A 22,900-nucleotide genomic window follows, 5' to 3' on the forward strand; every position below is an offset into this window, starting at 1 on the left:
CCGCCCCCCGCCCGCATCGCCGGGCCTGGCCGCCCCCCCCGCGGCGGCGCCGCCGCCCCCCCCCCGCCCCGCCCCCCGCCCCCCCCCCCCCCCCCCCCCCCCCCCCCCCCCCCCCCCCCCCCCCCCCCCGCTCCTACAGTTGGCGTCGATGCCCTGCCGAAACAAAGACGCCCCGAACCAGTCGGGGCGTCTTTGTTTTTACTTGCAGCTTGCAGCTTGCAGCTTGCAGCTCTCTGCGATCAGCTCACCGCCGTCACGCCCTCAATCCGCGTCTGACCCTTGCGGAACAGCACCAGCGTGGCGATCAGGCCCATCACCGCAGCGCCGCTCAGCCAGATGCCCGGTGCCGCTTTGTTGTCCAGCACGTGGATCAGGTAGGTACAGGCCGCCGGCGTGAAGCCGCCGAACGTCGCGGTCGCCAGGCTGTAGGCCAGGGAGAAGCCGGTAGTGCGCACTTCGACCGGCATGATTTCGGTCAGGGAAACCACCATCGCGCCGTTGTACGAACCGTACAGGAACGACAACCACAGCTCGACCATCAGCAGATTGCCGAAGCTTGGGTTGGCGGTCAGCCAGGACAGGGCAGGGTACGCCGTGATGATTGCCAGAATGGTCGCCGCCAGCAGCAGCGGTTTGCGGCCGATCCGGTCCGACAGCGCGCCCATCACTGGCAGCCAGATGAAGTTCGAAATACCGACGCACACGGTCACCAGCAAGCTGTCCAGATCAGACAGGTGCAGCTCGTTTTTGCCGAAGGTCGGGGTGTAGGCGGTGATCAGGTAGAACGACACGGTGGTCATGACCACCAGCGCCATGCCGGCGATGACAAGGCCGAAGTTCTGACCGATCGACTTGACCACTTCTCCCAGGCTTGGGCGGTGATGCTGCGCGCGGGCTTCGAACTCGGGGGTTTCTTCAAGCGAACGGCGGATCACGAAGATCGCCGGAACGATCAGACAGCCAATCAGGAACGGCACACGCCAGCCCCATTGGCCCATGTCTTCCGGGCTCAACCAATGGTTCAGACCGACGCCCAGCAGGCCGGCGAAAACCACCGCGGCCTGTTGGCTAGCCGACTGCCAGCTGACGAAGAAACCCTTGCGGCCTGGCGTTGAAATCTCCGCCAGATACACCGAGACACCGCCCAGTTCAACGCCGGCCGAGAAGCCTTGCAGCAGGCGGCCAACCAACACCAGGATGGGTGCGGCAACGCCCAGGGTCGCGTAACCCGGCACGCAGGCAATCAGCACCGTGCCCATGGCCATCATCGCCAAGGTGATGACCAGGCCTTTTTTCCGGCCGTGATGGTCGATGTAGGCGCCGAGGAAGATTGCACCCAGCGGGCGCATAAGGAAGCCGGCCCCGAAGGTCGCCAGCGACAGCATCAACGATGCGAATTCACTGTCGGCAGGGAAGAAGGTTTTGGCGATGGCAGTGGCGTAGAAGCCATAGACCATGAAGTCAAACATTTCAAGGAAGTTGCCGCTGACAACGCGAAATATCGCCTTGCCTTTGCCCGTGTTGGAGGCCATCAGGAATTACTCACTTAAGCTGTCTAGCTGGGGGGATCCGTTGTATTTATGCGTCCTCTGCTGCGGCGCCCGCGCTTGACCCAGGGCGCAGCAGTTTTGTAACGATATGTGTAAAGCTGGCGGTTGGCAATCAGAACACCCTGCGCATTGACCACCAACTTCCCGCTGCGGCCGCGTAAAAACAATATCTATGTATCCCACCGATGGGCCCGTTCCCGATTTAACTCGCCGCAAATGCGCTCAATGCCCTAAGGGTCGTTGAGTGTTTCTCATCCAATTGCACGAGTTAACTGGCATATGCGCCTGAATATTGACCTGATCGAAGTTTTTTCCCGACGTCCAACGTTGGCCGATGTAACCCTTGCTCAACTGCGCGCCGCGCTGCAACTGCATTTCCCCGACCTTCAAATCGACCCTCGGACAGCCGTCATCACTCGCACAACCCCTGACGACGGTCAGCGCGCCGAAACTCTGCTCAGAAACGTTCAGCAGGCTTTTCTGACCGGCAAGACCCCGCGCTGGACGTCAGCGGCCCACACGCTTGTACTGCACCCCGAGGTTTTGGGTGCGCCGGCCACGCCAATCGATTTCGACACACTGAACGTTCTGGTGGACACCGTCGCACTGGGGCTGGACGAGGCGTTCCAGAAAGCGCTGGTCGCCTTTTGGGGAGCGCCAGTGGCAGGCGGTCAAAGCCCTTGGGCGCGTTTGTCCGATGCGCTCAGGCAGGACTTTTCGACAGCTGTGGCGAACAGTCAGACCCTGAAGAAAGATGAGCGGGGATTTCTGCGCGGCATTGCAGGTTTTGCCGACAAGACTCAGCGCGATTTCATGCTGCACATTGACAACACCTGGCCGGATGACGTCATTCGCGCCTGCATCCCCTATCGCCGGCCTGATGATTCGCTGCAGGAGGTCGGCCTGCCCGTGCTGGCGGCGACCGGTGTATGGCGCGGCGCTGAAGTGTTTTTCAGCTGGCAGTCGCCGGGCGTCATCATCAGGCATGCTTCCCTGGCTGATCTCCTGTCCAGCTTCGACAGGCCCGAATCAGCGGATGATCCTGTGGACTGGGTGCTCCGTGAGCCCGGCGAAGACATATTCGATGCATTGTCCGGCGCCGTGTTGGAGCAACAGCTGTGGGACCTGGCCGGCCTGGATCACGCTACCGCGCAGGATTTTGCCGAGATGGAACGTCGCGTGGCCGCGAGCACGGACGTCTCGACCGTCCTGGTGCACTTGGTTTCCGGCCCGCAAAGCACGGAAAAGCTTCCGCAGTGGCTGCGCAACGCCAGTGTCGACGATCGCCTGGATTTCAGCCGCCGGATGATTGCGTTGGCCGGCGCCCAGGCGAGGTCCGGCGGCAAGACCTTCAACGAGGGCTTGCCACCGCTGCTGGACTACGCGCGCCAGCAACTGCAGCAAGCACTGCTGGCCGACCATCCAGAGGCCACTGACGTGTTGGTCGCCGATCTGGAGGTGGTGATCAGCCAGGTAATCGCTGTGGCCATACCACACGGTGGAGAAGTCATCACCTCCGGCTCTGTCGAGCCGATGCGCATGAGCGTCGCCGAATTCGCGCTGGAGAATCTTTCGGGCCAGCCGGCCGGTGCCTTGCACGTGGTGCATCGGGACGGCAAGCCAATGCCCGGGTGGTTCACTGCCGACTACCTCAGATTGCTGGTGTGCCAGGTCGACATCGGGCGCTATTACCCTGCGCTGGTGGAGCGTGTGCTGATAAGCGACACCCGCGAGTCAGCCCGGCGTCAGGCGCTTTACATCGATCAACTGCGCGCTCAATTGCCGCTTGAGGCTTTGGAGCAGAAGATTCGCAGCGCTGCGCATTTCTGCGCCACGGCGTATGGCCTCGTCGCCGCGCTCATGCTGCCCCGGGAGCAACGGCCACCGGCACTGCGTGACACCACGTTGCGCCCGCTGGGATTTCGCGCCGAAAGCGGGGCGTCGGCCGATGTCGTGACGAACATGTTCGTCATCGGTGATCAGGACCCGGCCAAGGGTCCGGTGGTGCTTTATCGACCGCTTTCGCGGCAATCGCTGACCGAATTCAGCTCAATGGCGGCCTTGCGCGCCGCCCTCGTCGAACCGGGCGAACTGAGTGACGAAGTGCTGACCTGGATGACCGACCGAGCCCGTCGGGTGTATGCCAACGGCGGATTCGATCAGCCGCATATTCTGCGTTTCGGACAAGGCTCGGAATTCGCGCCCCTGGAAACACCAGCGCCTGCGCAACTCACCGCGGACGAGGTGACCGGTGATCCGCTGGTGGCGCTTTACCAAGGCAATGCGTCGGCGTTGATCGAGCTGGCGAACAGGCAGTCGACCTCCAATGCCGAGAGCCGTTGGACGTTGCTCAAGCGTGGCGGCTGGCTGGCGCTGGACATGGTCATGCCCTTCGTTTCCGGGACGGCCGGTACCGCGCTGTGGCTGGTGCAACTGATGGCTGAGGCGCAAGCGCAGGTGTCCGCCGGCAGCGCCGCCCGCGCCAGCGATGGGGCAGTGTCCACGGCCAACATGCTGCTGACCGTGGCGATGCTGCTGTTGCACAACGTGATCGGCAGTCGTGTGCTGCCACGCCCTCGTCACGTGCCGCAGTTCGACCGGCCGAATCTGGCTGAACTCCTCGCAGTGTCGCCGACGTCGGCTCCCGAGATCGCACGCAGGGTCTCCACTGCGCCGGAAAGACTCCCTGCGCAGCTCGAATTTTCCTGGTCGCGGCCCGATCTGAACCTGAGCATGAGGCAAAGGACCGCGCTGCAGACCTTCGAAATCGTGCCGAAGCCCGCGCTGCGTGAGCCTTCAAGCGCTCCCGACACTTGGGGCCTCTATGAGGCGGACGGCGTCTGGTACGCGCAGGTGGAAGACGCGGTTTATCGGGTAAACGTCGGCGACGAAGTGCTGATCATCGACCCGCAGCACGTTGACCGCCCAGGGCCTCGGCTTGTTCGGGACGGCGAGCGCTGGCGCCTGGACCTCGCCCTGCGCCTCAAGGGGGGCGGCCCGAAACGCAGCGCTCGGCAACTGGCCCTGGAAAACGCCGCCCGTCTTACGCGTGTCAATGCGCAAAAAGCCGAGCTGCTCAAGCGCCAGCATGACCTTTACACCAGGATCGTGAGTAACGACAACCGGTTCGACAGTCTGCCGATCGACCAGCATCAGGATGTTATTTCAGCACTGGAGACCGACATCCGCGAAGTGATCGATATCATTGATCGCAAGAACGAACTCGACCAGCAACTCAGGCCGGCCGACCGGACCAGCGACAAGGTCTACGCAAAAGACCTGCAAGGCATTGCGCGGCGCATTTGTCTGCTTGAGGGGGTGCTGTTGAGTGACATGCTGACCCTGGCCAAGGCAGACCTGGCGCAAATGCGTGCTTTGGCGAACCTGGTCACCGCCGACAATGTCGGGCTTTATCTGGCGCTGTTCGAGAAGTCGCTGGTGCTGCAGGAGATCGGCGTGAAATGGTCACTGGTCAGGGAAGGCCTGTGGCACAGGCTGCGGGCCGTTCCGAAAGTCGGCGAAGGCTATTGGCGCACTGAAGCGCTGGAGTTCTACAACAACCGCATGTTTGCCGTGATTGACTGGCGGGCCAGCCGTATGTGGTCGTCCCTCGAGTTGTGCTTCAAGCCCGAAACCATCATCGATGGGCATAAGGCGGTCACCTTCAAGCGCCTGCTCAACGACGACGACCTGCACGGGGCGCTGACCTCCCAGGCCGAACTGGAGAAGCCGCACGATTATCCGATCGCCGAGCAGATCTGCGTGCTGGAAAGTTCGTTGCGCGAGTACGACCGCGCGTCGATGGTTGCGCTTGCTGCTTTTGAAAGCGAGCCGGAGACCATGATCACCGAACATTTCCAGCGGTTCTTCGATGATCTGTCAGCCATTTCCGATCGCGCCGAGCACCGGCTTTCGGATCTCATTCGCGAGAGCGAGGAGCCCGCAGAGACACTGCCCGAGTATGTCCCCAGGGTGAAGCAGGCGCGCAAGCGTGTGATCAAGACCCAAGGCCAGCGCACGTTGATCGGTCGCCTGCGCGAGGGTGATGAGCCTGCACTGGGAGAGGTCGTCGAAGTCAAGGCCGCCACCGGTGACCGTGTCATCGGCGCGTATCACCAGCAAGCCGAAGGCGAATGGGTCGAGCTGGAGGCGCAGCGACCCAAGCCTGTCAGTCGAGACAGTATTGTGCCGCTGACCGAGCTTGTGCGGCGCTCACAGGCTCTGTTGGAACGTGTTGAACCGGACATCGCCAGTGCCATACGCCAATCGCGGCGCGCCAACGAGCCCGAGGACATGGAAGACATTCTTGGGCAAAAAGCCGACAAGCTTCGAGAGATTGCGCAGAAGCTGCAGGTCTATGGGAACGAACCCCACGCAGGCGAGAGCAGTGCTCAAGCGCCGGAAGAGCTGCTCGCGGAACTGCGGGCGGGGGAGGCCCGGCTCCGTGAGCAAGGCCGTCAACTGCGCATCGAGATGATCAAGCGTCAACCGCCGACGGCCAGTCGCATTAGCTATCTGGACCGGCAGCGAGAGGTGAACATCTCCCGTTATGACGGACGGAAAAACATGTCGGGCGCCCGCCGTAACGATTTCGTTCAGGAATATGCGATTCGCGACAAGGACGACCACCTGCTGTGGTGGGCGCATTTTCACTACGCCAGCGAGGACGCCGCCGCCGATGCGTTCACCGCGGCACATCTGAAGCTTCCCGAGCAGCGTCTGTTGGGTTACCGGGCTCTGCTCAAGGCTGCCAGGGACAACAAAGAAGTGGTGAGCATTTATCGCAGCACCATTGGCAAAGAGCTGGCGCAGCGCTTGTTCCTGCATCTGGCTGAGTAAACTTCTTGAGCTGTTGCGGAAGCAGATGCCCGGGCGGTGCGATTTTTTTGGATTCGTCACCCAAGGGATTTATCATCCGCAGCAATTGCGCAGCCGAGTCAGGTTTCCAGCACTCGACCTGCGGCGTTGCAGTCAAATCTGCCGAGGGGCACGACCAAGGGTTAATGGTCGTTTCCCTTCGATGAGACTAGACTGCGCCGCGAGTTTCGATCCTTCATGCTGCCCGCGGCGGCATGATTCAGCCGGAGGCACCAGAGTGGTGCCTCGGCCAGTTCTGAGGAGTACGCATGGCTGTCTACAACTATGACGTGGTGGTGTTGGGTTCGGGCCCGGCGGGTGAAGGCGCGGCGATGAACGCCGCCAAGGCCGGGCGCAAGGTGGCAATGGTCGACAGCCGTCGGCAGGTCGGCGGCAACTGCACCCACTTGGGCACGATCCCGTCGAAGGCCCTGCGTCACTCGGTCAAGCAGATCATCCAGTTCAACACCAACCCGATGTTCCGCGCCATTGGCGAGCCGCGCTGGTTTTCGTTTCCGGACGTGTTGAAGAACGCCGAGAGGGTCATCAACAAGCAAGTGGCGTCGCGCACCGGCTACTACGCGCGCAATCGTGTCGACGTGTTCTTCGGCACCGGCAGCTTTGCCGATGAGCGCAGTATTGATGTGGTGTGCAACACCGGAATCGTGGAAAAACTGGTCGCCAACCAGATCATCATCGCCACCGGCTCGCGGCCTTATCGCCCGGCCGATATCGACTTTTCCCACAAGCGCATCTATGACAGCGACACCATCCTCAGCCTCGGTCACACCCCGCGCAAACTGATCATTTACGGCGCCGGGGTTATCGGCTGCGAATACGCGTCGATTTTCAGCGGCCTGGGGGTCGAGATCGAACTGATCGACAACCGTGACCAGTTGCTGAGCTTCCTTGACTCGGAAATCTCCCGGGGCCTGAGCTATCACTTCAGCAACAACAACGTGATGGTTCGCCACAACGAGGAATACGAGCGTGTTGAAGGGCTGGACAACGGTGTGATCCTGCACCTCAAGTCCGGCAAGAAGGTCAAGGCGGACGCCTTGCTGTGGTGTAACGGCCGTACCGGCAACACTGACAAGCTGGGTCTGGAGAACGTCGGCATCAAGGCCAACGGTCGCGGGCAGATCGATGTCGATGAAGCCTACCGCACCAGCCAGCCGAACATTTATGGCGCCGGCGACGTGATCGGCTGGCCGAGTCTGGCGAGCGCGGCTTATGACCAGGGTCGTTCGGCGTCGGGCAGCGCGGTCGACAACGGCGCATGGCGCTTCGTCAACGACGTGCCGACCGGGATCTACACCATCCCCGAGATCAGCTCGATCGGTCAGAACGAGCATGACCTGACCATCGCAAAAGTACCGTACGAAGTGGGCAAGGCGTTCTTCAAGAGCATGGCCCGTGCGCAGATTTCCAACGAGCCGGTCGGCATGCTGAAAATCCTGTTCCACCGGGAAACCCTGCAGATCCTTGGGGTGCACTGCTTCGGCGACCAGGCATCGGAGATCGTGCACATCGGTCAGGCGATCATGAATCAGCCGGGCGAGGCGAACACCCTCAAGTACTTCGTCAACACCACGTTCAACTACCCGACCATGGCCGAGGCCTATCGGGTAGCCGCATACGACGGCCTCAACCGGCTTTTTTGAGCGGCTCCGGCCGGTGGCCTGAGCCGGCCGGGGAGACCGATTTCAGTACTTCCCAAGGGTGGCGCTGGCCAAACCGGGAAAGTCTGTAATCAGGCTGTCAACGCCGAAGTCAGCGAGCCTGCGCATGAGCGCGGGCTCATTGACCGTCCAGACCGACACATGCAGGCCCTGATTCTGGGCTTTCTTCAGGCGCTCTGGCGTGCACAGCGTCCAGTTCAGCGCGAGTATCTCGCAGCCATACCCTTGAGCCACTTTCAGCGGGTCAAGCCAGGCGTATTCGGCCACCAGACCGCGTGAAATGTCTGGCGTCAGCTCCAGGGCTGCACGCAGCACTTCCCGAGAGCTCGACGTGATCGTCACTTTATCCAGCAGTCCGTGGCGCTGAGCCATTTCGCGGATGGCCAGCACGGTCGTCGCCGCGCGGGTGCGTGACGCGCTTTTGACTTCAAGCTGCCAGTGATCGAAGGGGCATTTTTCAAACAGCTCTTCCAGGCGAGGAATGGGGCAGGGCTGCACCCAACCAGGGCCGCCCTTGCGCGCGTCGTAAGTCACCAGGTCGGCGGCATCGTGTTCGACGACCTTGCCGCGACGGTCGGTGGTGCGTTTGAGCGTCGGATCGTGGATCACCATCAGCTCGCCGTCGCGGGACAGATGCAGATCCAGTTCGCAGCGTTTGACGCCGTGTTTGAAACATTCCTGAAAGCTGGTCAGGGTGTTTTCCGGTGCTTCGCCCTTGGCGCCGCGGTGGCCGTAAATAATGGTCACAATCACTCCTTGGTACGCATAGCGCTGGATAAGTCGGGCTCAGTTCTGATTTACATCGGGATCGGTCTGCTCGCGGGCCAGGCGTCGCTGTGCGGCTTGTCGTTGCAGGATGTGTCGGGCAAGCAGTTGGCGTTGGGCGTCGGTAAGGTCGATCCACTCCATGCCCACGTCAAAGTCACCCACCGTCAAGGCATGGCATTGCGTGACCCGGGCGCGCAGCAGCATCCCTGAAGCCTGGGGCATCAGCACCATTTTCACCGACAACAAGGTGCCGGGCGGGAAGGGTTGAGGGGTCTCGAATTGCAGGCCGCCCTCGGACATGATCACGCGCTGCGGGGCGCCCAGCCTGCCCAGCGCAGTGTGCGCAACCACTTGGCCAAGCAGGTCGATGCGCTTGCTCATGGCCCGCAGGAAGCTGTTGGTGGTGCGGTCGCGGTCATCCAGCTGGCGCAGCAGGTGCTGGGATTCGAACTCGGCGACGTGCAATTCGCTCAGCAGATCGAAGAGCGTGGAAGTGTCGTGATGGCCAGGATCATCTCCCGTGCCGGGGCCGGCGATGCGGTTAATTTCCAGTGCGACGCTGTCCTCGATACGGTAGTATTCGCGGCGTTCTTCTTCATCTAGTGTCGGCATGGCGAACCCATGGTAGCGGCGGTTGTCAGAGTGATTGCTCAAAATCATAGCTCAGCTTTCCGAGCATGATTCGGCGGTGATTCGAGTGTAAAGCCGCTTGCCCAGGCCCGCCACAAGGACGTTCCCATTCCTCCGAACAAGCCCCTAAATGTTCAGACCTCTTTTTGTATTCATCGGCACGCGCTACACCCGTGCAAAACGCCGTAATCATTTTGTCTCCTTCATTTCCCTGACGTCGATGATCGGCCTCGCCCTGGGCGTGGTCGTGATGATCGTCGTGCTTTCGGTCATGAATGGCTTCGACCATGAGATGCGCACCCGCGTGCTCGGCATGGTGCCCCACGCCACCATCGAGTCCGGCGAGCCGATCAATGACTGGCAGGCCCTGGCCGCCCGCGTCAAACAGAACAAACAGGTCGAAGCCGTTGCGCCATTCACCCAGATGCAAGGCCTGCTGACCAACAACGGCAACGTGCAGAAGATCCTGCTCAACGCCATCGACCCGGCGCAGGAGCGCAAGGTGTCGATCATCGATGGCTTCATGAAGCAGGGCAGCCTCGACGATCTGGTCGCGGGTGGCTTCGGCGTGGTGATCGGCGACAAGGCCGCGACCAAGCTCGGTGTCGGCATGGGCGACAAAGTCACCTTCGTGTCCCCTGAAGTCACCGTGACCCCGGCCGGCATGTTCCCGCGCATGAAGCGCTTCACCGTGGTCGGCATCTTTCATGTCGGCGCCGGCGAGCTGGACGGCTACCTGGGCGTCACCAATCTGCAGGATCTGGCGCGGCTGCACCGCTGGAAGCCTGACCAGGTGCAGGGTTTGCGCCTGAAGTTCACCGATCTGTTCAAAGCGCCGCGCACGGCGTACGAAATCGCCCAGAATCTCGGCGAGCATCAGTATTACTCCCGCGACTGGACCCGCACCCACGGCAACCTGTATCAGGCGATCGGCATGGAGAAATCCATCATCGGCCTGCTGCTGTTGCTGATTGTGGCGGTCGCGGCGTTCAATATCATTTCCACGCTGGTCATGGTGGTCAACGACAAGCGCGGTGACATCGCGATTCTACGCACGCTGGGCGCGACGCCGGGCCAGATCATGGCCATCTTCATGGTCCAGGGCACTGTTATCGGCGTGGTCGGAACATTGATCGGCGCCGGTGTCGGGATTCTCGCGGCGCTCAACGTCAGTTCGGCGATTTCGGCGCTGGAAGGCCTGATCGGCCACAAGTTTCTCAATGCGGATGTCTACTTCATCGACTATCTGCCTTCGCAATTGATGGCCCAGGACGTGCTGCTGGTATGCGGCGCGGCGCTGGTCCTGAGTTTCCTCGCCACCCTGTATCCAGCCTGGCGCGCTGCGCGCACCCAGCCGGCGGAGGCGCTACGTTATGAGTGAGTCGGGCATGAGTGATAAAGCTGTACTGAGCTGCCGCAACCTGGGCAAATCCTACGAGGAAGGTCCGGAATCGGTCGTTGTCCTGTCGGGCCTGCAACTGGAGTTGCACCCGGGCGAGCGCGTGGCGATCGTCGGCAGTTCGGGGTCGGGCAAAAGTACCTTGCTCAACTTGCTCGGCGGCCTCGACACGCCCACCGAAGGCAGTGTCTGGCTGGCGGGCGAAGAGCTTTCGGCGCTGAACGAGAAAGCCCGCGGCCTGCTGCGCAATCGTGCCCTGGGCTTCGTCTATCAGTTCCACCACTTGCTGGCCGAGTTCACCGCGCTGGAAAACGTTTGCATGCCGCTGCTGATCGGCAAGACGCCGATTCCGGAAGCGCGTCAGCGTGCCACCGCGCTGCTGGAGCGGGTGGGGCTCAAGCATCGACTGGCGCACAAGCCGTCGGAGTTGTCCGGCGGCGAACGTCAACGGGTGGCCATTGCCCGCGCGTTGGTCAACCAGCCGGGGCTGGTCATGCTCGACGAGCCCACCGGCAACCTCGATTCGCACACCGCACAAGGCATTCAGGACCTGATGCTGGAACTCAGCACGTCGTCACGCACCGCGTTTCTGGTGGTGACCCACGACATGACGCTGGCCCGGCAGATGGACCGCGTGTGGCGTCTTGAAGATGGTCGTCTGGTCGAAGCCTGACCCGCACACCCGATGCCTTCCGGGCATCGGCTTTTTACTTTCAGCTGCTTAGTTACGGTGCTCCACGAATGTTCAGACCGTTATCCATCTTTATCGGTACGCGCTACACGCGGGCCAAGCGTCGCAACCACTTCATCTCGTTCATTTCCATGACCTCGATGATCGGGCTGGCGCTGGGTGTGCTGGCGATGATCGTGGTGCTGTCCGTGATGAACGGTTTCCAGCAGGAAATGAGTTCGCGGATCCTCGGCATGGTCCCCCACGCGGTGATCTCCGGCGTGAAGCCCCTGAACGACTGGCAGCCGGCTGCCAAAGCATCGTTAAAGGATCCGCAAGTGACGGCCGCCGTGCCGTTCACTGAAATGGACGGCATGCTGTCGTACAAGGGCTCGATGCAGCCGATTCAAATCAACGGCGTCGACCCGGCACTGGAATCCAAGGTCTCCATCGTCACCCAGCACATTGTGCAGGGCCGGTTGCAGGACTTGAAAGCGGGCGAGTTTGGTGTGGTGATCGGCGAGATCACGGCCCGGCGCTTTCGTCTGAACGTCGGCGACAAACTGACGCTGATCGTCCCGGAAATCAGCAGCGCCCCAGGTGGCATTACTCCGCGCTTGCAGCGTTTGACGGTGGTGGGCGTGTTCAAGGTCGGCGCTGAACTGGACGGTTCCATGGCGCTGGTCAACGTCGCGGATGCCGCGGTTATCCAGCGCTGGCAGCCTAATCAGGTACAAGGCGTGCGCCTGGCGCTGACCGATCTGTACGCCGCGCCCCAGGTGTCAACGGCGATTGCCGCAGGGCTCGGTGCGGATTACAAGGCCGATGACTGGACCCACAGCCAGGGCAGCCTGTTCAGCGCCATGAAGATGGAAAAGACCATGATCGGTCTGCTGTTGCTGATGATCGTCGCTGTGGCGGCCTTCAACATCATCGCCACGCTGATCATGGTGGTGAACGACAAGGGTGCCGACATCGCGATCCTGCGCACCATTGGCGCCACTCCTGGGCAGATTATGTCCATTTTCATGGTGCAGGGCACCGTCATCGGCATCGTCGGCACTGTCATCGGCGGCGTGCTGGGTGTGATCGCCGCGATCAACGTCAGCCAGATCGTTGGCTGGGTCGAGCGGGTGACGGGCCAGCACATCTTCACGTCGGATGTTTACTTCATCAGCAATCTTCCGTCGAAACTCGAGGGCAGTGATGTGGCGCTGATCTGCAGTGCCGGGTTCATCCTCAGCTTTCTGGCAACAATCTACCCTGCCTACCGCGCCGCGCAGATCCAGCCGGCCCACGCCCTGCGCTACGAGTAGGAGAGGCCCATGTTGTTCCGTCATATCGCTATTGCCCTCCTGCTGGGCTCAAGCCTCTCGGCGCAGGCGTCACCCGGCGAGCATTTCGCGTTCGGTCACCCGGCCGGTGCTGCCCAGGCAACCCGTACGGTTGAAGTGACGCTGGGTGATATCTACTTCGAGCCAAAATCGCTGGACGTGAAAAAGGGCGAAACCGTGCGGTTCGTGCTGGTCAACAAGGGCCGGTTGCTGCATGAGTTCAACCTCGGTGATGCGGCGATGCATGCGGCGCACCAGCAGGAAATGCTGAAAATGACGGCCAGCGGCATGCTCACCCCGACTGGCATGAAGCACGATATGGCCGGCATGGATCACGGGATGGCCCACGGCGGGGAGCAAGCCACGGAGCATGGCGCCGGGGGCATGAAGCACGACGATCCCAACAGCGTGCTGGTGGAACCGGGTAGAACCGCCGAACTGACCTGGACGTTCGCTGACGCCACTGGCCTTGAGTTCGCTTGCAATATTCCCGGGCATTACCAGGCGGGCATGGTCGGCAAGGTGGCGATCAGTCAGTAAACGCTGAAAACCCGGGCTGAACCCGATAAACTTCGCGGCCTTGGTTTTTAACAGCCGCTTTTTTCAGGTTCAGGTCCCGCCATGCATCCCGCAGCCGAACACTCGCCGCTGGGCAAGTCCAGCGAATACATCGCTACGTACACCCCGTCTCTGCTATTCCCGATTCCACGCGCTGCCAAGTGGGCGGAACTGGGTCTGACCGCCGAGACGCTGCCTTACCAGGGTGTCGATTTCTGGAATTGTTATGAGCTGTCGTGGCTGCTGCCGTCGGGCAAGCCCGTGGTGGCCATCGGTGAGTTCAGCATTCCGGCGGACTCGGCCAATATCATCGAATCCAAATCGTTCAAGCTCTACCTGAACTCGCTCAATCAGACCGCGTTTGCGTCTGAGGCCGAGCTGATTGCCACGCTGGAGAAAGACCTGTCGACCGCTGCGGGCAAGGCGGTTGGGGTGCGCATTCGCAGCCTGAGGGACATCGAGGCCGAAGGTATCGTCGCGGTACCGGGCGTGTGCGTGGATGACCTCGACGTGAGCATTTCAAGCTACGACCGCCCTCAACCCGAACTGCTGCGCTGCGATGAGTCGCGAGTGGTGGACGATGCGCTGCACAGCCATCTGCTCAAATCCAACTGCCCGGTGACCAGCCAGCCGGACTGGGGCAGCGTAGCGGTGGAGTACCGTGGCGCGGCGCTGGATCACGCAAGTTTTCTGGCGTACATCGTCAGCTTCCGCCAGCATTCGGATTTCCACGAGCATTGCGTGGAACGCATTTTCATGGACCTGCAGCGTTTGCTGAAGCCGGAGAAACTGACGGTGTATGCGCGCTACGTGCGCCGCGGCGGGCTGGACATTAATCCGTACCGCAGCACGGAAACACTGACGCTTGAGAACGGGCGTCTCGCACGGCAGTGAAGCAAGGATGCGCCATGTGCAGGAGCTGGCTTGCTGGCGAACGCGGTGGGTCTGAAACGAAGATGTCGACTGACCCACCGCATTCGCGGGCAAGCGCGCTCCTACAGTGGCTCTCGGCAACGCAGGCAATCTTCAGCGCACACACAACCCGTAGGAGCCGGCCTGCTTCAATGAGGTGGGCCAGCGGACGCCTGAATCAGATCCCCATGCTGCCGAGCGTGACCAGCACATTGCGCAAGGTGCCGGCGATGGTGGGGTGGTCGACTTCAAATCGCTCGACGGCCAGATTGACGCCGTCGGAAATGCTCGGGTCCTGGGAGACCGTCTCGAGTTCGATCTGGGCCTGGATCTGCTCCATGACCTCGGTCAGATTCCCGCGCTCCTCCAGAGTCAGCTGTGGATTCTGCTCAAGTTGCTCGCGCAAAGTGTTGAGTTGTAGTTGCAAGTCACTGACGGACATGGGGTCTTCCTTAATGTGATGGGTCTCACGATGGACCGCAATGCGCAAGCAAAGGTCCTGACCGCCTTAGACTAATCCACTCCAGCCCGCTGTGCATGACGCCCGTCACATCAAGGCTTTTCCAACTTCTTCCGGCGTAGCGCGATATCCGCCAGACACGACTCAAGCTCGCCCAAGTGATCGATGACTGAATGTGCGCCGGCCGCATACAGCTCAAGGGTGGCTCGGCCCCGACGGCGCTCGCGATCCAGATCGCTCAACGCCTCCCATTGTTCGGGTGACAAGCCGCACAGCGGCCCACAGGACGCCAGCCCGACCGTCCACAGCCCGGCATTCATTCCGGCCATGAGCAGGCGCGGATCGCCGCTGACCAGCACGCAGCCGTCCAGTTGATTAACGCCAAGGGTCATCAGCGCCTGCCAGCACGCATCGGGTGCAGGCCAGCGGTTGGTCGGTGTAGGTGTGGGCAAAATCATGGTGTTCAGTGGCGCAGACAGCTGATCGGTGATGGAGGAGGGGTATTCATCGATCCAGGCGCAAGGGATGCCGTGCTGCTTGAGATGCTTCAGTGCGTTGATCGCGCCGGGAGCCAGTGCTGCAAAGGGTTGAGCATCCTGGGAACGGAGAGACTTGCCGTCGCTGGCCAGCAGTGTGCGCGTCTGGGCGCCGAAGTCGACGAGGCATCCGCTGAGTCCGAACAATACAGCGGTGAACGACGGAGCAGCGACGGCAACCGGGGCGAGCATGGCATTCCCTCTCAAAGCCGTTGACGCTAAGGGATTGCCATGACAAATCGATGACCGAACGATGACAGTGATCCGGGATGTTTATTGCCCTACAAAACGCCGACCATTTCGGCGACGTAAATAGTCACAGAAGTCTTTATACTCTCGCTTTTGGTTTGGGGCGTAGCGCCCGCTTCATTACTTTGACTGGGAGTCTCAGCTATGCCCGAGAACGGTGCTGGCTTTATCAATCGTCTGGTTCGAACGTGCGTGTGGGCCAGCCTGGCCGTGGCGCCGATGGCTGCAAACGCCGCGGAAGAAGATCCGTGGGAAGGCGTTAACCGTGCAATTTTCCGTTTCAACGACACCGTCGACACCTACGCGCTAAAACCCATCGCCCAGGGCTATGAGTTCATCACGCCGCAGTTTCTTGAAGACGGCATCCACAACATGTTCAAAAACGTTGGCGAAGTGACCAACTTTGCCAACGACGTGCTGCAGGCCAAGCCCGCAGCGGCCGGCGTCGACACCGCTCGCCTGATCTTCAACACCACGTTCGGCCTGCTCGGCTTCTTCGACGTCGGCACCAAAATGGGCCTGCAGCGCAACGATGAAGACTTCGGTCAGACCCTTGGTCACTGGGGCGTTGCCAGCGGTCCGTTCGTGATGCTGCCCTTGTTCGGTCCTAGCACCGTGCGTGACGCATTCGCCAAATACCCTGACACCTACACCCAGCCGTGGCGCTACATCGACCACGTGCCGACGCGCAACACCGCGCTGGGCGTGAGCCTGGTCGATACCCGCGCCAGCCTGCTGTCGGCTGAAAAGCTGATCAATGGCGACAAGTACATCTTCATCCGCAACGCTTACTTGCAGAACCGCGAGTTCAAGGTCAAAGACGGCAAAGTTGTCGACGATTTCTGATCCATCCGGTCTGCAAAACGATGCTAAAAAGGCGACCAGATGGTCGCCTTTTTATTTTCACTCTTTTTCGAAAATGTGACGGAGTTCCGCGCTGCCGTCACTTCATTGCCAGGATTGTCAGGCCCAGTTTCTGCTCGCCGCCGTCCATGTCCGCAATCCAGACCACCTCGGTATCGGCCTCCAGGCCCTTGAGCGCAGCGTGCTCGGAATCGATGGTCACGCTGATCTTGTCGCCCACCTGAAACGAGCGGGGCGCCTGTATTTGCATGCCGGAGCTGGATAAATCCACGCAGACCGCCGGGATAATCTGGCCGGCGTAGATCAGGCTGATGTCCGCATCCACACGCATGCGGATGTAATCCCGTTTTTCTTCGTAATCGCGATCGAGCTGGCCCATGTCACATCCTTTGATTTGATTGCTGATTTAACGGTTCTTATAACTCCGGGTGATTTGCGATGTAAAGACGCCGCTCGGCAGCCGGGCCATGCTTGAAACGCCAGGCGGATGGGAGTACCGTCTGCGCCTTGAAGGGCAGCTCTGTCATGTGAAGCGTTTGACCAAAAGTCCGCTACCTGAGCCAGAGAGGCTAGAAGCGAATCCAGTACGCGGGCTGACTGCAACCAGCCGCCTACGCCAACCTAATCTGGCGCCGTTTGCCCACATGCAAAAAACCAGTGCCACGCTGCTGATCATCGATGACGACGAAGTAGTGCGCGCGAGTCTCGCGGCCTATTTGGAAGACAGTGGGTTCAGCGTTCTGCAAGCCGGTAATGGCCTGCAGGGTCTCCAGACTTTCGAGCAGGAAAAGCCCGATCTGCTGATCTGCGATCTGCGCATGCCGCAGGTGGGCGGTCTCGAGCTGATTCGTCAGGTCACCAGCCTTGCGCCGGAAACGCCGGTCATCGTGGTGTCCGGCGCAGGCGTGATGAGCGATGCCGTCGAAGCACTGCGCCTTGGCGCGGCCGATTACCTGATCAAACCCCTCGAAGACCTCGCCGTGCTTGAGCACTCGGTCCGACGTGCGCTGGATCGGGCACGCCTTCTCCACGAAAACCAGGAATACCGACAGAAGCTGGAGACCGCCAACCGCGAACTCGAGGCCAGCCTGCACTTGCTGCAGGAAGACCAGGACGCGGGCCGTCAGGTGCAGATGAACATGCTGCCCACCAGCCCCTGGGCGATCGACGCGTTCGAATTCGAACATGAGATCATCCCGTCCCTGTACCTGTCGGGCGATTTCGTTGATTATTTCCGGGTGGATGAGCGCCGTGTTGCGTTCTATCTGGCGGACGTGTCCGGCCACGGTGCATCGTCTGCGTTCATCACCGTGCTGTTGAAATTCATGACCACGCGCCTGCTGTTCGAATCCAAGCGCGGCGGCAGTTTGCCGGAATTCAAGCCGTCCGACGTGCTGGGCCACATCAATCGCGGGCTCATCAGCTGCAAGCTGGGCAAGCACGTGACGATGGTGGGCGGTGTGATCGACGAGGAAACCGGGCAGTTGACCTACAGCGTCGGCGGCCATTTGCCGCTGCCGGTGTTCTACACCCCGAGTGACACGCATTACCTTGAGGGCCGTGGTCTGCCCGTTGGGCTGTTCAACGAAGCGACTTACACGGATCACGTCATCGATCTGCCTGAGTCCTTTAGTCTGACGCTGCTGTCCGACGGCATTCTGGACCTTCTGCCAGGTGATACACTCAAAGAGAAAGAAGCCAACTTGCCCGAACTGGTCAAGGCGGCGGGGGGCAGCCTGGATGGTCTGCGCCAGACGTTTGGATTGGCCACGCTAGGGGAGATGCCGGATGATATCGCCTTGTTAGTGTTGAGCAGGAACCTTTAATGAGTACCGGTAGAATCCAGTTCGCCGAGCAAGACGGCACATTCGTCCTCAAGTTTGTGGGTGAAGTGCGTCTGACGCTGTGCTCGGCGTTGGATGCGACAATTGAACGGATCTTCACCTCGATGAATTTCTCGACGGTGGTCATCGATCTGACCGAAACCCGCAGCATCGACAGCACCACCCTCGGTCTGCTGGCCAAGCTGTCGATCCTCTCGCGCCAGAAGGCCGGGTTGTTGCCGACGGTCGTCACCACCCACGAAGACATCACGCGGCTGTTGCAGTCCATGGGCTTCGATCAGGTGTTCAACATCGTCGGTCGGCCGATTCCCCGGCCTGAAGCCCTGAGCGACCTGCCGAGCCAGGATCAGTGCGAAGAGGTGGTCAAGGCCAAGGTGCTTGAGGCCCACAAGATCCTGATGGGCTTGAACGACTCGAACCGCGAAGCCTTCCGTGATCTGGTCAATGCGCTCGAACACCAGTAGACCATGACCAACACCTGTAACACGCCCCGGTCCTGAACCGAGGCATTAAAAAAGGGCGGCACCTGTGAAGGTGCCGCCCTTTTTACATGCCTGAAACGTTACGCTTTGTTCGACAGCATCTTTTCCAGGGCTACCTGGTCACGGGCGAACTGGCGAATGCCTTCGGCCAGTTTCTCGGTGGCCATGGCGTCCTCGTTGGAAGCCCAGCGGAACTGGCTTTCGTTGAGGGTCACGCGGGGCTCGCCGCCGTTGCCCGGCTTGAGCTTCTGAGCCAGCGTGCCGTTGTCTTCTGCCAGTTTCTGCAGCAGGTCAGGGCTGATGGTCAGACGGTCGCAACCGGCCAGTTCTTCGATCTGGCTTAGGTTACGGAAGCTGGCGCCCATGACCACGGTCTTGTAGTCGTTGGCTTTGTAGTAGTTGTAGATACGGGTCACCGACTGCACGCCCGGATCTTCTGCACCGACGTAGTCTTTGCCTTCGGCTTTCTTGTACCAGTCGTAGATGCGACCCACGAATGGCGAGATCAGGAACACGCCGGCGTCCGCACAAGCCTGGGCCTGGGCGAAGGAGAACAGCAGGGTCAGGTTGCACTGGATGCCTTTCTTTTCCAGCACTTCAGCGGCCTTGATGCCTTCCCAGGTCGACGCCAGCTTGATCAGGATGCGGTCGCGACCGATGCCGAAATCTTCGTACAAACCGACAATGCGGTCGGCGCGCTCGATGCAAGCCTGTGTGTCGAACGACAGGCGTGCGTCCACTTCGGTGGAAACGCGGCCCGGGACCACTTTCAGAATTTCACGGCCGATGGCGACGGCGAAACGGTCGCTGGCAACGTTGATGTCGCCCTTGCTGCCGGTGAACGCTTCTTTCAAGCGGTCAGCGTTGCTGTCGCTGGAAGCGGCCTTGAGCAAGAGGGAAGGGTTGGTGGTGGCGTCGACGGGTTTCAGTTTTTCGATGGCAGCGAAATCGCCGGTGTCGGCAACGACGGTGGTGAATTGCTTGAGTTGTTCCAGCTTGGAAGTCATGAGCGTGCTCTGTCCTGTGGGTGTGCTGACATTACCCGAGCGCCGCCGGTCACTCAAGGGCGTAAACCGCGACAGACAGGCGGGTTTAGACGCTTGCATTTGCGCAAACGGCATACCTGCGCGTCAGCCATGATCCGGACAATCCGAGCTTTTTCAAAGGGCGGCGCGGGTCATGGTCTGTCGGTTCCCGAGGAGGGCGGAGACTCGATCCAGACTGGTTGGAGCCCGGACCGCCCGGGATGTTCCCGGTGTCTGTCATCTTATCCGCTGACGGTCAGGGACTGGGCGGCGTAGATGACGCTGAGCGGCGAGTCCTGCTGAACCCGCCGCCTTCTGAATCAGCGGGCGGGCGTATTACTGCAATCGCTGTCCACCGATTTGATCAGAGTGGTCCGGTCGAAGACTTCGAGGTGAACCTGACACGTTGCCTCGGCCGGCAGGCTCAGGCTGATGCTGTTCGCCGCGACGCCGTTCTGCAGATCGCCCTCCTGATTGATCGCCGAAGTGCCCTGGGCGCTGATCTGCCTGACGGTCATTCGGTATTGCAGCGTCAGCGGGGCGGGGGTTTCAAGGTGCGGGCGGATCACCACCGTCGAGCCGCTGCGCTGGGCGTCCACCGTCACCACCAGTTGCGTGAAGTCCATCATCGAGATCACCGTTGGGTCGCGCTGGCATTCATGTGGTCGCCGAACTGCTTGATGGAGACGGCGCCGCCGAATCCAGCCTGGCTGACGCTGGCCTGGTTGGCCTGACCATACTGCCCGACGAAAGCCTGATTGTAGGCGCCGGTCTGAACCACGCTCGCGGCGTTGTCGGTGCCGTTCTGTGTTACGCCGGTCTGGTTGCTGTTGCCGGACTGGCTGACCTGCACGGTGTTCGCCGTGCCGTTCTGCTGTGCAGTGATCGCATTGTTGACGCCGCTCTGGTTGACCACCGCCTGGTTGCGACTGCCGGTCTGACTCACCGCCTGATTCTGTCGCGTCCCGCTTTGATCAACGCGAGCATTGTTATAGGCGCCGATCTGCAAAATGGTGGCGACGCTGTTGCCGACGGTGATGTCCGCATAGCGGTCTTCGCGCACCAGATCCTGCGCCTGGGCGAGCGTGCCGGTAAGCAGCAGTGCCGCTGCGATCCAGCCGAATCCTTTAGCGTTGCGTTCCATTCTTCTCTCCTGTGGCAACGATGTCCTTGTCCGCATCACCCAGCGGCAAGGTGGTCATCTGTTCGTCGTAGCTCTGCAGATAGCTCTGCAGCAGCGGTTTGTTCAGGTCGGCGGGGTTTTTCAGGTTCCAGCTGCCGTCCCGCGCACCTTGGGCAATCATGTGGATCAGCGCGGTTTCGATCGCTTCGCGCACGCATTGCTGCACGGGTTCGTTTCGCGACACCCCGGTCTCGACCTCCAGCAGGTGCTTGAGGGAGACGAAGCGGAAGATGCCAAAATCGACCTGAATCGAGAATATGGTCTTGGTGGTGGTGATGCTCTGGATGATGTCACCGGTGCGGATGTCCACCGCCCTCAGGTTGACGGTCACCTGATCCTGGCGGTAAAGCTCCGACGGCCCGACACCTAGGTACCGAACGCCGATACCGCCGGTACGCACGTTGCTTTCGTAGGCGACGATGGCGCCTTCGATGATCATGTTCGCCGGTCGCAGCGCAGGCAGTTGCACTTGGGCCTGATCCTGGGGCTGCTCCAGCGCGCGGATGATCTTGCGCTCGGTGAGCAGGTCCTGAAGATTCTCGCGTTCCACCGGCTTGAACCAGCGTGAGTCGCGCAGGGCGCTGATCAGCAGCGACGCGGCGCCCTGGGTCACCGAGGTGGAAAATGAGCTGTCGGGGGACGGCTTGTACTGCCCGGTCTGATCTCGCAGGCCGTACACCGCGACGCTGATGGGACCCGCGGGCGGCGGCAGGTGGGTCAGGTCACGCAGGCTCTGGGTTGCAGGCGACAGCGTGGCCGGGGAAATGGTCGCCGCAGGCCGGGACGTGGTGCAGCCGGCAATCAGCATGACGGCGATGACGATCAACATGAGGGGGCGGACGCGCATTCTTTTTCTTCCCGCAAGAAAACCCCGCCAGACCCTGGCGGGGTACATCATCTTAGTGTTGGTAGATCGTTGCCACGTTGCCGCTGCCGCCGGTCTGGCTGACGTTGGCGACCATGTTGTTGCCGGATTGAGTCACGCCGATCAGGTTGACGGACTGATAAGTCCCGGCGCCGGTCTGGCTCAAGATCGCTCGGTTGTTGTTGCCGGTTTGCAGGAGGGTATCTTCGTTGTTGAGGCCGGTCTGGGTGCTGGACGCGTAGTTGCCATTGCCGAACTGTTGCACGTCTGCCTTCTTCGATATGCCGGTCTGGGAAATCGAGAGGGTGTTGAAGTCGCCGCGCTGCTGAGCGCTTGCTGTGGTGAAGGAAGTGCCCGTCTGCTGAATCGAGCCCAGGTTATTGTTGCCGTTCTGCTGCAGGGTAGCGGACACCAGCGGGTAGTTATTCTGTTGCGAAACAGTCCCGGTGTTGCTGTTGCCCGCCTGGGTGACTTTGCCTGTCACGGTGTTGTTGTTGCCCTGCTGCGAGACGCTCGCCAGGTTATAGCTGCCGTCCTGGGTGATGGACCCGCTGACGCGCGTGCTGTTGCCGGATTGCGAGGTGCTGGCGGTGTTGTTATTGCCGCCGCCCTGGGTGACGTAGGCGCTGGTGCTGTAGTTGCCCTGTTGATCAATGGTCGCTTTGCTGTAGCCCCCGGATTGATCGAGCCTGGCGATCTGCGGCTGAGGGCCACCACCGTTTTGAGTGATCGAGCCGGTATTGTTGTTTCCCGCCTGTTTGGCGCTGGAGATGTTGTAGTAGCCAGTCTGATTGATCGTCAGGCTGCTGTAAGTGGCAGTCTGGTTAATAGCGCCTGCGCCGTTGCGTCCGCCGTTCTGATTGACGGTGACATTGGACTGGGTGGCGCCGCGCTGCTCGACGTTCAGTCCGTTGTCAGAACCTGCCTGGGTGGTATTGACGGTACTCGAGTCGGCCATGGCCGCACCGGATACCGCAAACAGGATGGCCAGAGACAGTAAGGATTTGCGTGCTTGCATGATGATGTTCCTTA

21 protein-coding genes are annotated in these 22,900 nt (G+C 61.0%); 10 read left to right on the plus strand and 11 right to left on the minus strand.

What is annotated here, in order from left to right:
* Positions 1-239: 239 nt before the first annotated feature.
* Positions 240-1,532 (minus strand): MFS transporter, encoded by a 1,293-nt coding sequence (gene tcuC, locus ACYAR8_RS13105; protein WP_074885198.1) that lies wholly within the window; start codon positions 1,530-1,532, stop codon positions 240-242.
* Positions 1,533-1,829: 297 nt separating this feature from the next.
* Between tcuC and ACYAR8_RS13110 the strand changes: the two genes are divergently transcribed.
* Positions 1,830-6,389 carry a dermonecrotic toxin domain-containing protein gene (locus ACYAR8_RS13110; protein ID WP_463580103.1) on the plus strand — a complete coding sequence of 1,520 codons (4,560 nt, stop codon included), beginning with the start codon at positions 1,830-1,832 and terminating at the stop codon, positions 6,387-6,389.
* 287 nt (positions 6,390-6,676) lie between these two features.
* Positions 6,677-8,071: a Si-specific NAD(P)(+) transhydrogenase gene (gene sthA / locus ACYAR8_RS13115; protein WP_074885192.1), complete on the plus strand. Its 1,395-nt coding sequence runs from the start codon at positions 6,677-6,679 to the stop codon at positions 8,069-8,071.
* A gap of 42 nt (positions 8,072-8,113) precedes the next feature.
* On the opposite strand, the gene ACYAR8_RS13120 is transcribed toward sthA, so the two are convergent.
* Positions 8,114-8,836, minus strand: a complete 723-nt coding sequence (locus ACYAR8_RS13120) for a glycerophosphodiester phosphodiesterase (protein ID WP_074885189.1) — start codon at positions 8,834-8,836, stop codon at positions 8,114-8,116.
* Between the two features lie 39 nt (positions 8,837-8,875).
* Positions 8,876-9,469, minus strand: coding sequence for a PilZ domain-containing protein (locus ACYAR8_RS13125; protein ID WP_074885365.1), 594 nt, complete (start codon positions 9,467-9,469; stop codon positions 8,876-8,878).
* Positions 9,470-9,617: 148 nt separating this feature from the next.
* On the opposite strand from ACYAR8_RS13125, the gene ACYAR8_RS13130 reads away from it, so the two are divergent.
* From ACYAR8_RS13130 to queF, 5 genes are all read left to right on the plus strand, one after another.
* Positions 9,618-10,868 carry a lipoprotein-releasing ABC transporter permease subunit gene (locus ACYAR8_RS13130; protein ID WP_108119677.1) on the plus strand — a complete coding sequence of 417 codons (1,251 nt, stop codon included), beginning with the start codon at positions 9,618-9,620 and terminating at the stop codon, positions 10,866-10,868.
* Between the two features lie 7 nt (positions 10,869-10,875).
* Positions 10,876-11,559: a lipoprotein-releasing ABC transporter ATP-binding protein LolD gene (gene lolD, locus ACYAR8_RS13135; RefSeq protein ID WP_265389248.1), complete on the plus strand. Its 684-nt coding sequence runs from the start codon at positions 10,876-10,878 to the stop codon at positions 11,557-11,559.
* A 68-nt stretch (positions 11,560-11,627) separates the two neighbouring features.
* Positions 11,628-12,872, plus strand: coding sequence for a lipoprotein-releasing ABC transporter permease subunit (locus tag ACYAR8_RS13140; RefSeq protein ID WP_463580104.1), 1,245 nt, complete (start codon positions 11,628-11,630; stop codon positions 12,870-12,872).
* Positions 12,873-12,881: 9 nt separating this feature from the next.
* Positions 12,882-13,430, plus strand: a complete 549-nt coding sequence (gene copI, locus ACYAR8_RS13145) for a copper-resistant cuproprotein CopI (protein ID WP_463580105.1) — start codon at positions 12,882-12,884, stop codon at positions 13,428-13,430.
* Between the two features lie 81 nt (positions 13,431-13,511).
* Positions 13,512-14,342 (plus strand): NADPH-dependent 7-cyano-7-deazaguanine reductase QueF, encoded by an 831-nt coding sequence (queF, locus tag ACYAR8_RS13150; protein WP_463580106.1) that lies wholly within the window; start codon positions 13,512-13,514, stop codon positions 14,340-14,342.
* Positions 14,343-14,538: 196 nt separating this feature from the next.
* Here the strand turns inward: queF and ACYAR8_RS13155 are convergent, their stop codons facing one another.
* A complete protein-coding gene (locus ACYAR8_RS13155; protein WP_074885178.1) occupies positions 14,539-14,802 on the minus strand; it encodes a DUF4404 family protein in 264 nt (87 codons plus the stop codon).
* A 110-nt stretch (positions 14,803-14,912) separates the two neighbouring features.
* Positions 14,913-15,548: an HAD family phosphatase gene (locus tag ACYAR8_RS13160; protein WP_463580107.1), complete on the minus strand. Its 636-nt coding sequence runs from the start codon at positions 15,546-15,548 to the stop codon at positions 14,913-14,915.
* A gap of 201 nt (positions 15,549-15,749) precedes the next feature.
* Between ACYAR8_RS13160 and ACYAR8_RS13165 the strand changes: the two genes are divergently transcribed.
* Positions 15,750-16,451: an MlaA family lipoprotein gene (locus tag ACYAR8_RS13165; RefSeq protein WP_074885172.1), complete on the plus strand. Its 702-nt coding sequence runs from the start codon at positions 15,750-15,752 to the stop codon at positions 16,449-16,451.
* A gap of 97 nt (positions 16,452-16,548) precedes the next feature.
* Here the strand turns inward: ACYAR8_RS13165 and ACYAR8_RS13170 are convergent, their stop codons facing one another.
* Entirely contained in the window at positions 16,549-16,848 is a 300-nt protein-coding gene (locus ACYAR8_RS13170; protein ID WP_074885169.1) for a PilZ domain-containing protein, read from the minus strand.
* A 265-nt stretch (positions 16,849-17,113) separates the two neighbouring features.
* On the opposite strand from ACYAR8_RS13170, the gene rssB reads away from it, so the two are divergent.
* Positions 17,114-18,295: a two-component system response regulator RssB gene (rssB, locus tag ACYAR8_RS13175; RefSeq protein ID WP_074885166.1), complete on the plus strand. Its 1,182-nt coding sequence runs from the start codon at positions 17,114-17,116 to the stop codon at positions 18,293-18,295.
* The gene (gene rssC / locus ACYAR8_RS13180; RefSeq protein WP_074885163.1) at positions 18,295-18,777 is read left to right on the plus strand and encodes an anti-sigma factor antagonist RssC; all 483 of its coding nucleotides are present in this window, start codon (positions 18,295-18,297) and stop codon (positions 18,775-18,777) included. The genes rssB and rssC overlap by 1 nt, the downstream gene beginning before the upstream one ends.
* A 98-nt stretch (positions 18,778-18,875) precedes the next feature.
* Here rssC and tal read toward each other — a convergent pair whose 3' ends face one another.
* The 5 genes from tal to ACYAR8_RS13205 all read right to left on the minus strand — a co-directional run bounded on the left by tal (position 18,876) and on the right by ACYAR8_RS13205 (position 22,886).
* On the minus strand, positions 18,876-19,802 hold the full coding sequence (gene tal / locus ACYAR8_RS13185) for a transaldolase (RefSeq protein ID WP_074885160.1): 927 nt from the start codon (positions 19,800-19,802) through the stop codon (positions 18,876-18,878).
* A gap of 338 nt (positions 19,803-20,140) precedes the next feature.
* Positions 20,141-20,449 carry a curli-like amyloid fiber formation chaperone CsgH gene (csgH, locus tag ACYAR8_RS13190; protein WP_122538663.1) on the minus strand — a complete coding sequence of 103 codons (309 nt, stop codon included), beginning with the start codon at positions 20,447-20,449 and terminating at the stop codon, positions 20,141-20,143.
* Positions 20,450-20,454: 5 nt separating this feature from the next.
* A complete protein-coding gene (locus ACYAR8_RS13195) occupies positions 20,455-20,964 on the minus strand; it encodes a curlin-associated protein (RefSeq protein ID WP_463580108.1) in 510 nt (169 codons plus the stop codon).
* Positions 20,948-21,850 (minus strand): CsgG/HfaB family protein, encoded by a 903-nt coding sequence (locus tag ACYAR8_RS13200; RefSeq protein WP_463580109.1) that lies wholly within the window; start codon positions 21,848-21,850, stop codon positions 20,948-20,950. Before ACYAR8_RS13200 ends, ACYAR8_RS13195 begins: the two co-directional genes overlap by 17 nt.
* 52 nt (positions 21,851-21,902) lie before the next feature.
* Positions 21,903-22,886 (minus strand): hypothetical protein, encoded by a 984-nt coding sequence (locus ACYAR8_RS13205; RefSeq protein WP_463580110.1) that lies wholly within the window; start codon positions 22,884-22,886, stop codon positions 21,903-21,905.
* Positions 22,887-22,900: the final 14 nt, after the last annotated feature.

This window comes from Pseudomonas sp. HP_01, assembly GCF_055284355.1.

Coding starts and splice junctions, on each gene's coding strand:
- ACYAR8_RS13200 (WP_463580109.1), bottom strand. CDS start 21,850: ATGCGCGTCCGCCCCCTCATGTTGATCGTCATCGCCGTCATGCTGATT.
- ACYAR8_RS13195 (WP_463580108.1), bottom strand. CDS start 20,964: ATGGAACGCAACGCTAAAGGATTCGGCTGGATCGCAGCGGCACTGCTG.
- tcuC (WP_074885198.1), bottom strand. CDS start 1,532: ATGGCCTCCAACACGGGCAAAGGCAAGGCGATATTTCGCGTTGTCAGC.
- copI (WP_463580105.1), top strand. CDS start 12,882: ATGTTGTTCCGTCATATCGCTATTGCCCTCCTGCTGGGCTCAAGCCTC.
- ACYAR8_RS13205 (WP_463580110.1), bottom strand. CDS start 22,886: ATGCAAGCACGCAAATCCTTACTGTCTCTGGCCATCCTGTTTGCGGTA.
- sthA (WP_074885192.1), top strand. CDS start 6,677: ATGGCTGTCTACAACTATGACGTGGTGGTGTTGGGTTCGGGCCCGGCG.
- ACYAR8_RS13170 (WP_074885169.1), bottom strand. CDS start 16,848: ATGGGCCAGCTCGATCGCGATTACGAAGAAAAACGGGATTACATCCGC.
- ACYAR8_RS13165 (WP_074885172.1), top strand. CDS start 15,750: ATGCCCGAGAACGGTGCTGGCTTTATCAATCGTCTGGTTCGAACGTGC.
- rssC (WP_074885163.1), top strand. CDS start 18,295: ATGAGTACCGGTAGAATCCAGTTCGCCGAGCAAGACGGCACATTCGTC.
- tal (WP_074885160.1), bottom strand. CDS start 19,802: ATGACTTCCAAGCTGGAACAACTCAAGCAATTCACCACCGTCGTTGCC.
- rssB (WP_074885166.1), top strand. CDS start 17,114: ATGCAAAAAACCAGTGCCACGCTGCTGATCATCGATGACGACGAAGTA.
- ACYAR8_RS13155 (WP_074885178.1), bottom strand. CDS start 14,802: ATGTCCGTCAGTGACTTGCAACTACAACTCAACACTTTGCGCGAGCAA.
- queF (WP_463580106.1), top strand. CDS start 13,512: ATGCATCCCGCAGCCGAACACTCGCCGCTGGGCAAGTCCAGCGAATAC.
- ACYAR8_RS13140 (WP_463580104.1), top strand. CDS start 11,628: ATGTTCAGACCGTTATCCATCTTTATCGGTACGCGCTACACGCGGGCC.
- lolD (WP_265389248.1), top strand. CDS start 10,876: ATGAGTGATAAAGCTGTACTGAGCTGCCGCAACCTGGGCAAATCCTAC.
- csgH (WP_122538663.1), bottom strand. CDS start 20,449: ATGATGGACTTCACGCAACTGGTGGTGACGGTGGACGCCCAGCGCAGC.
- ACYAR8_RS13125 (WP_074885365.1), bottom strand. CDS start 9,469: ATGCCGACACTAGATGAAGAAGAACGCCGCGAATACTACCGTATCGAG.
- ACYAR8_RS13160 (WP_463580107.1), bottom strand. CDS start 15,548: ATGCTCGCCCCGGTTGCCGTCGCTGCTCCGTCGTTCACCGCTGTATTG.
- ACYAR8_RS13110 (WP_463580103.1), top strand. CDS start 1,830: ATGCGCCTGAATATTGACCTGATCGAAGTTTTTTCCCGACGTCCAACG.
- ACYAR8_RS13130 (WP_108119677.1), top strand. CDS start 9,618: ATGTTCAGACCTCTTTTTGTATTCATCGGCACGCGCTACACCCGTGCA.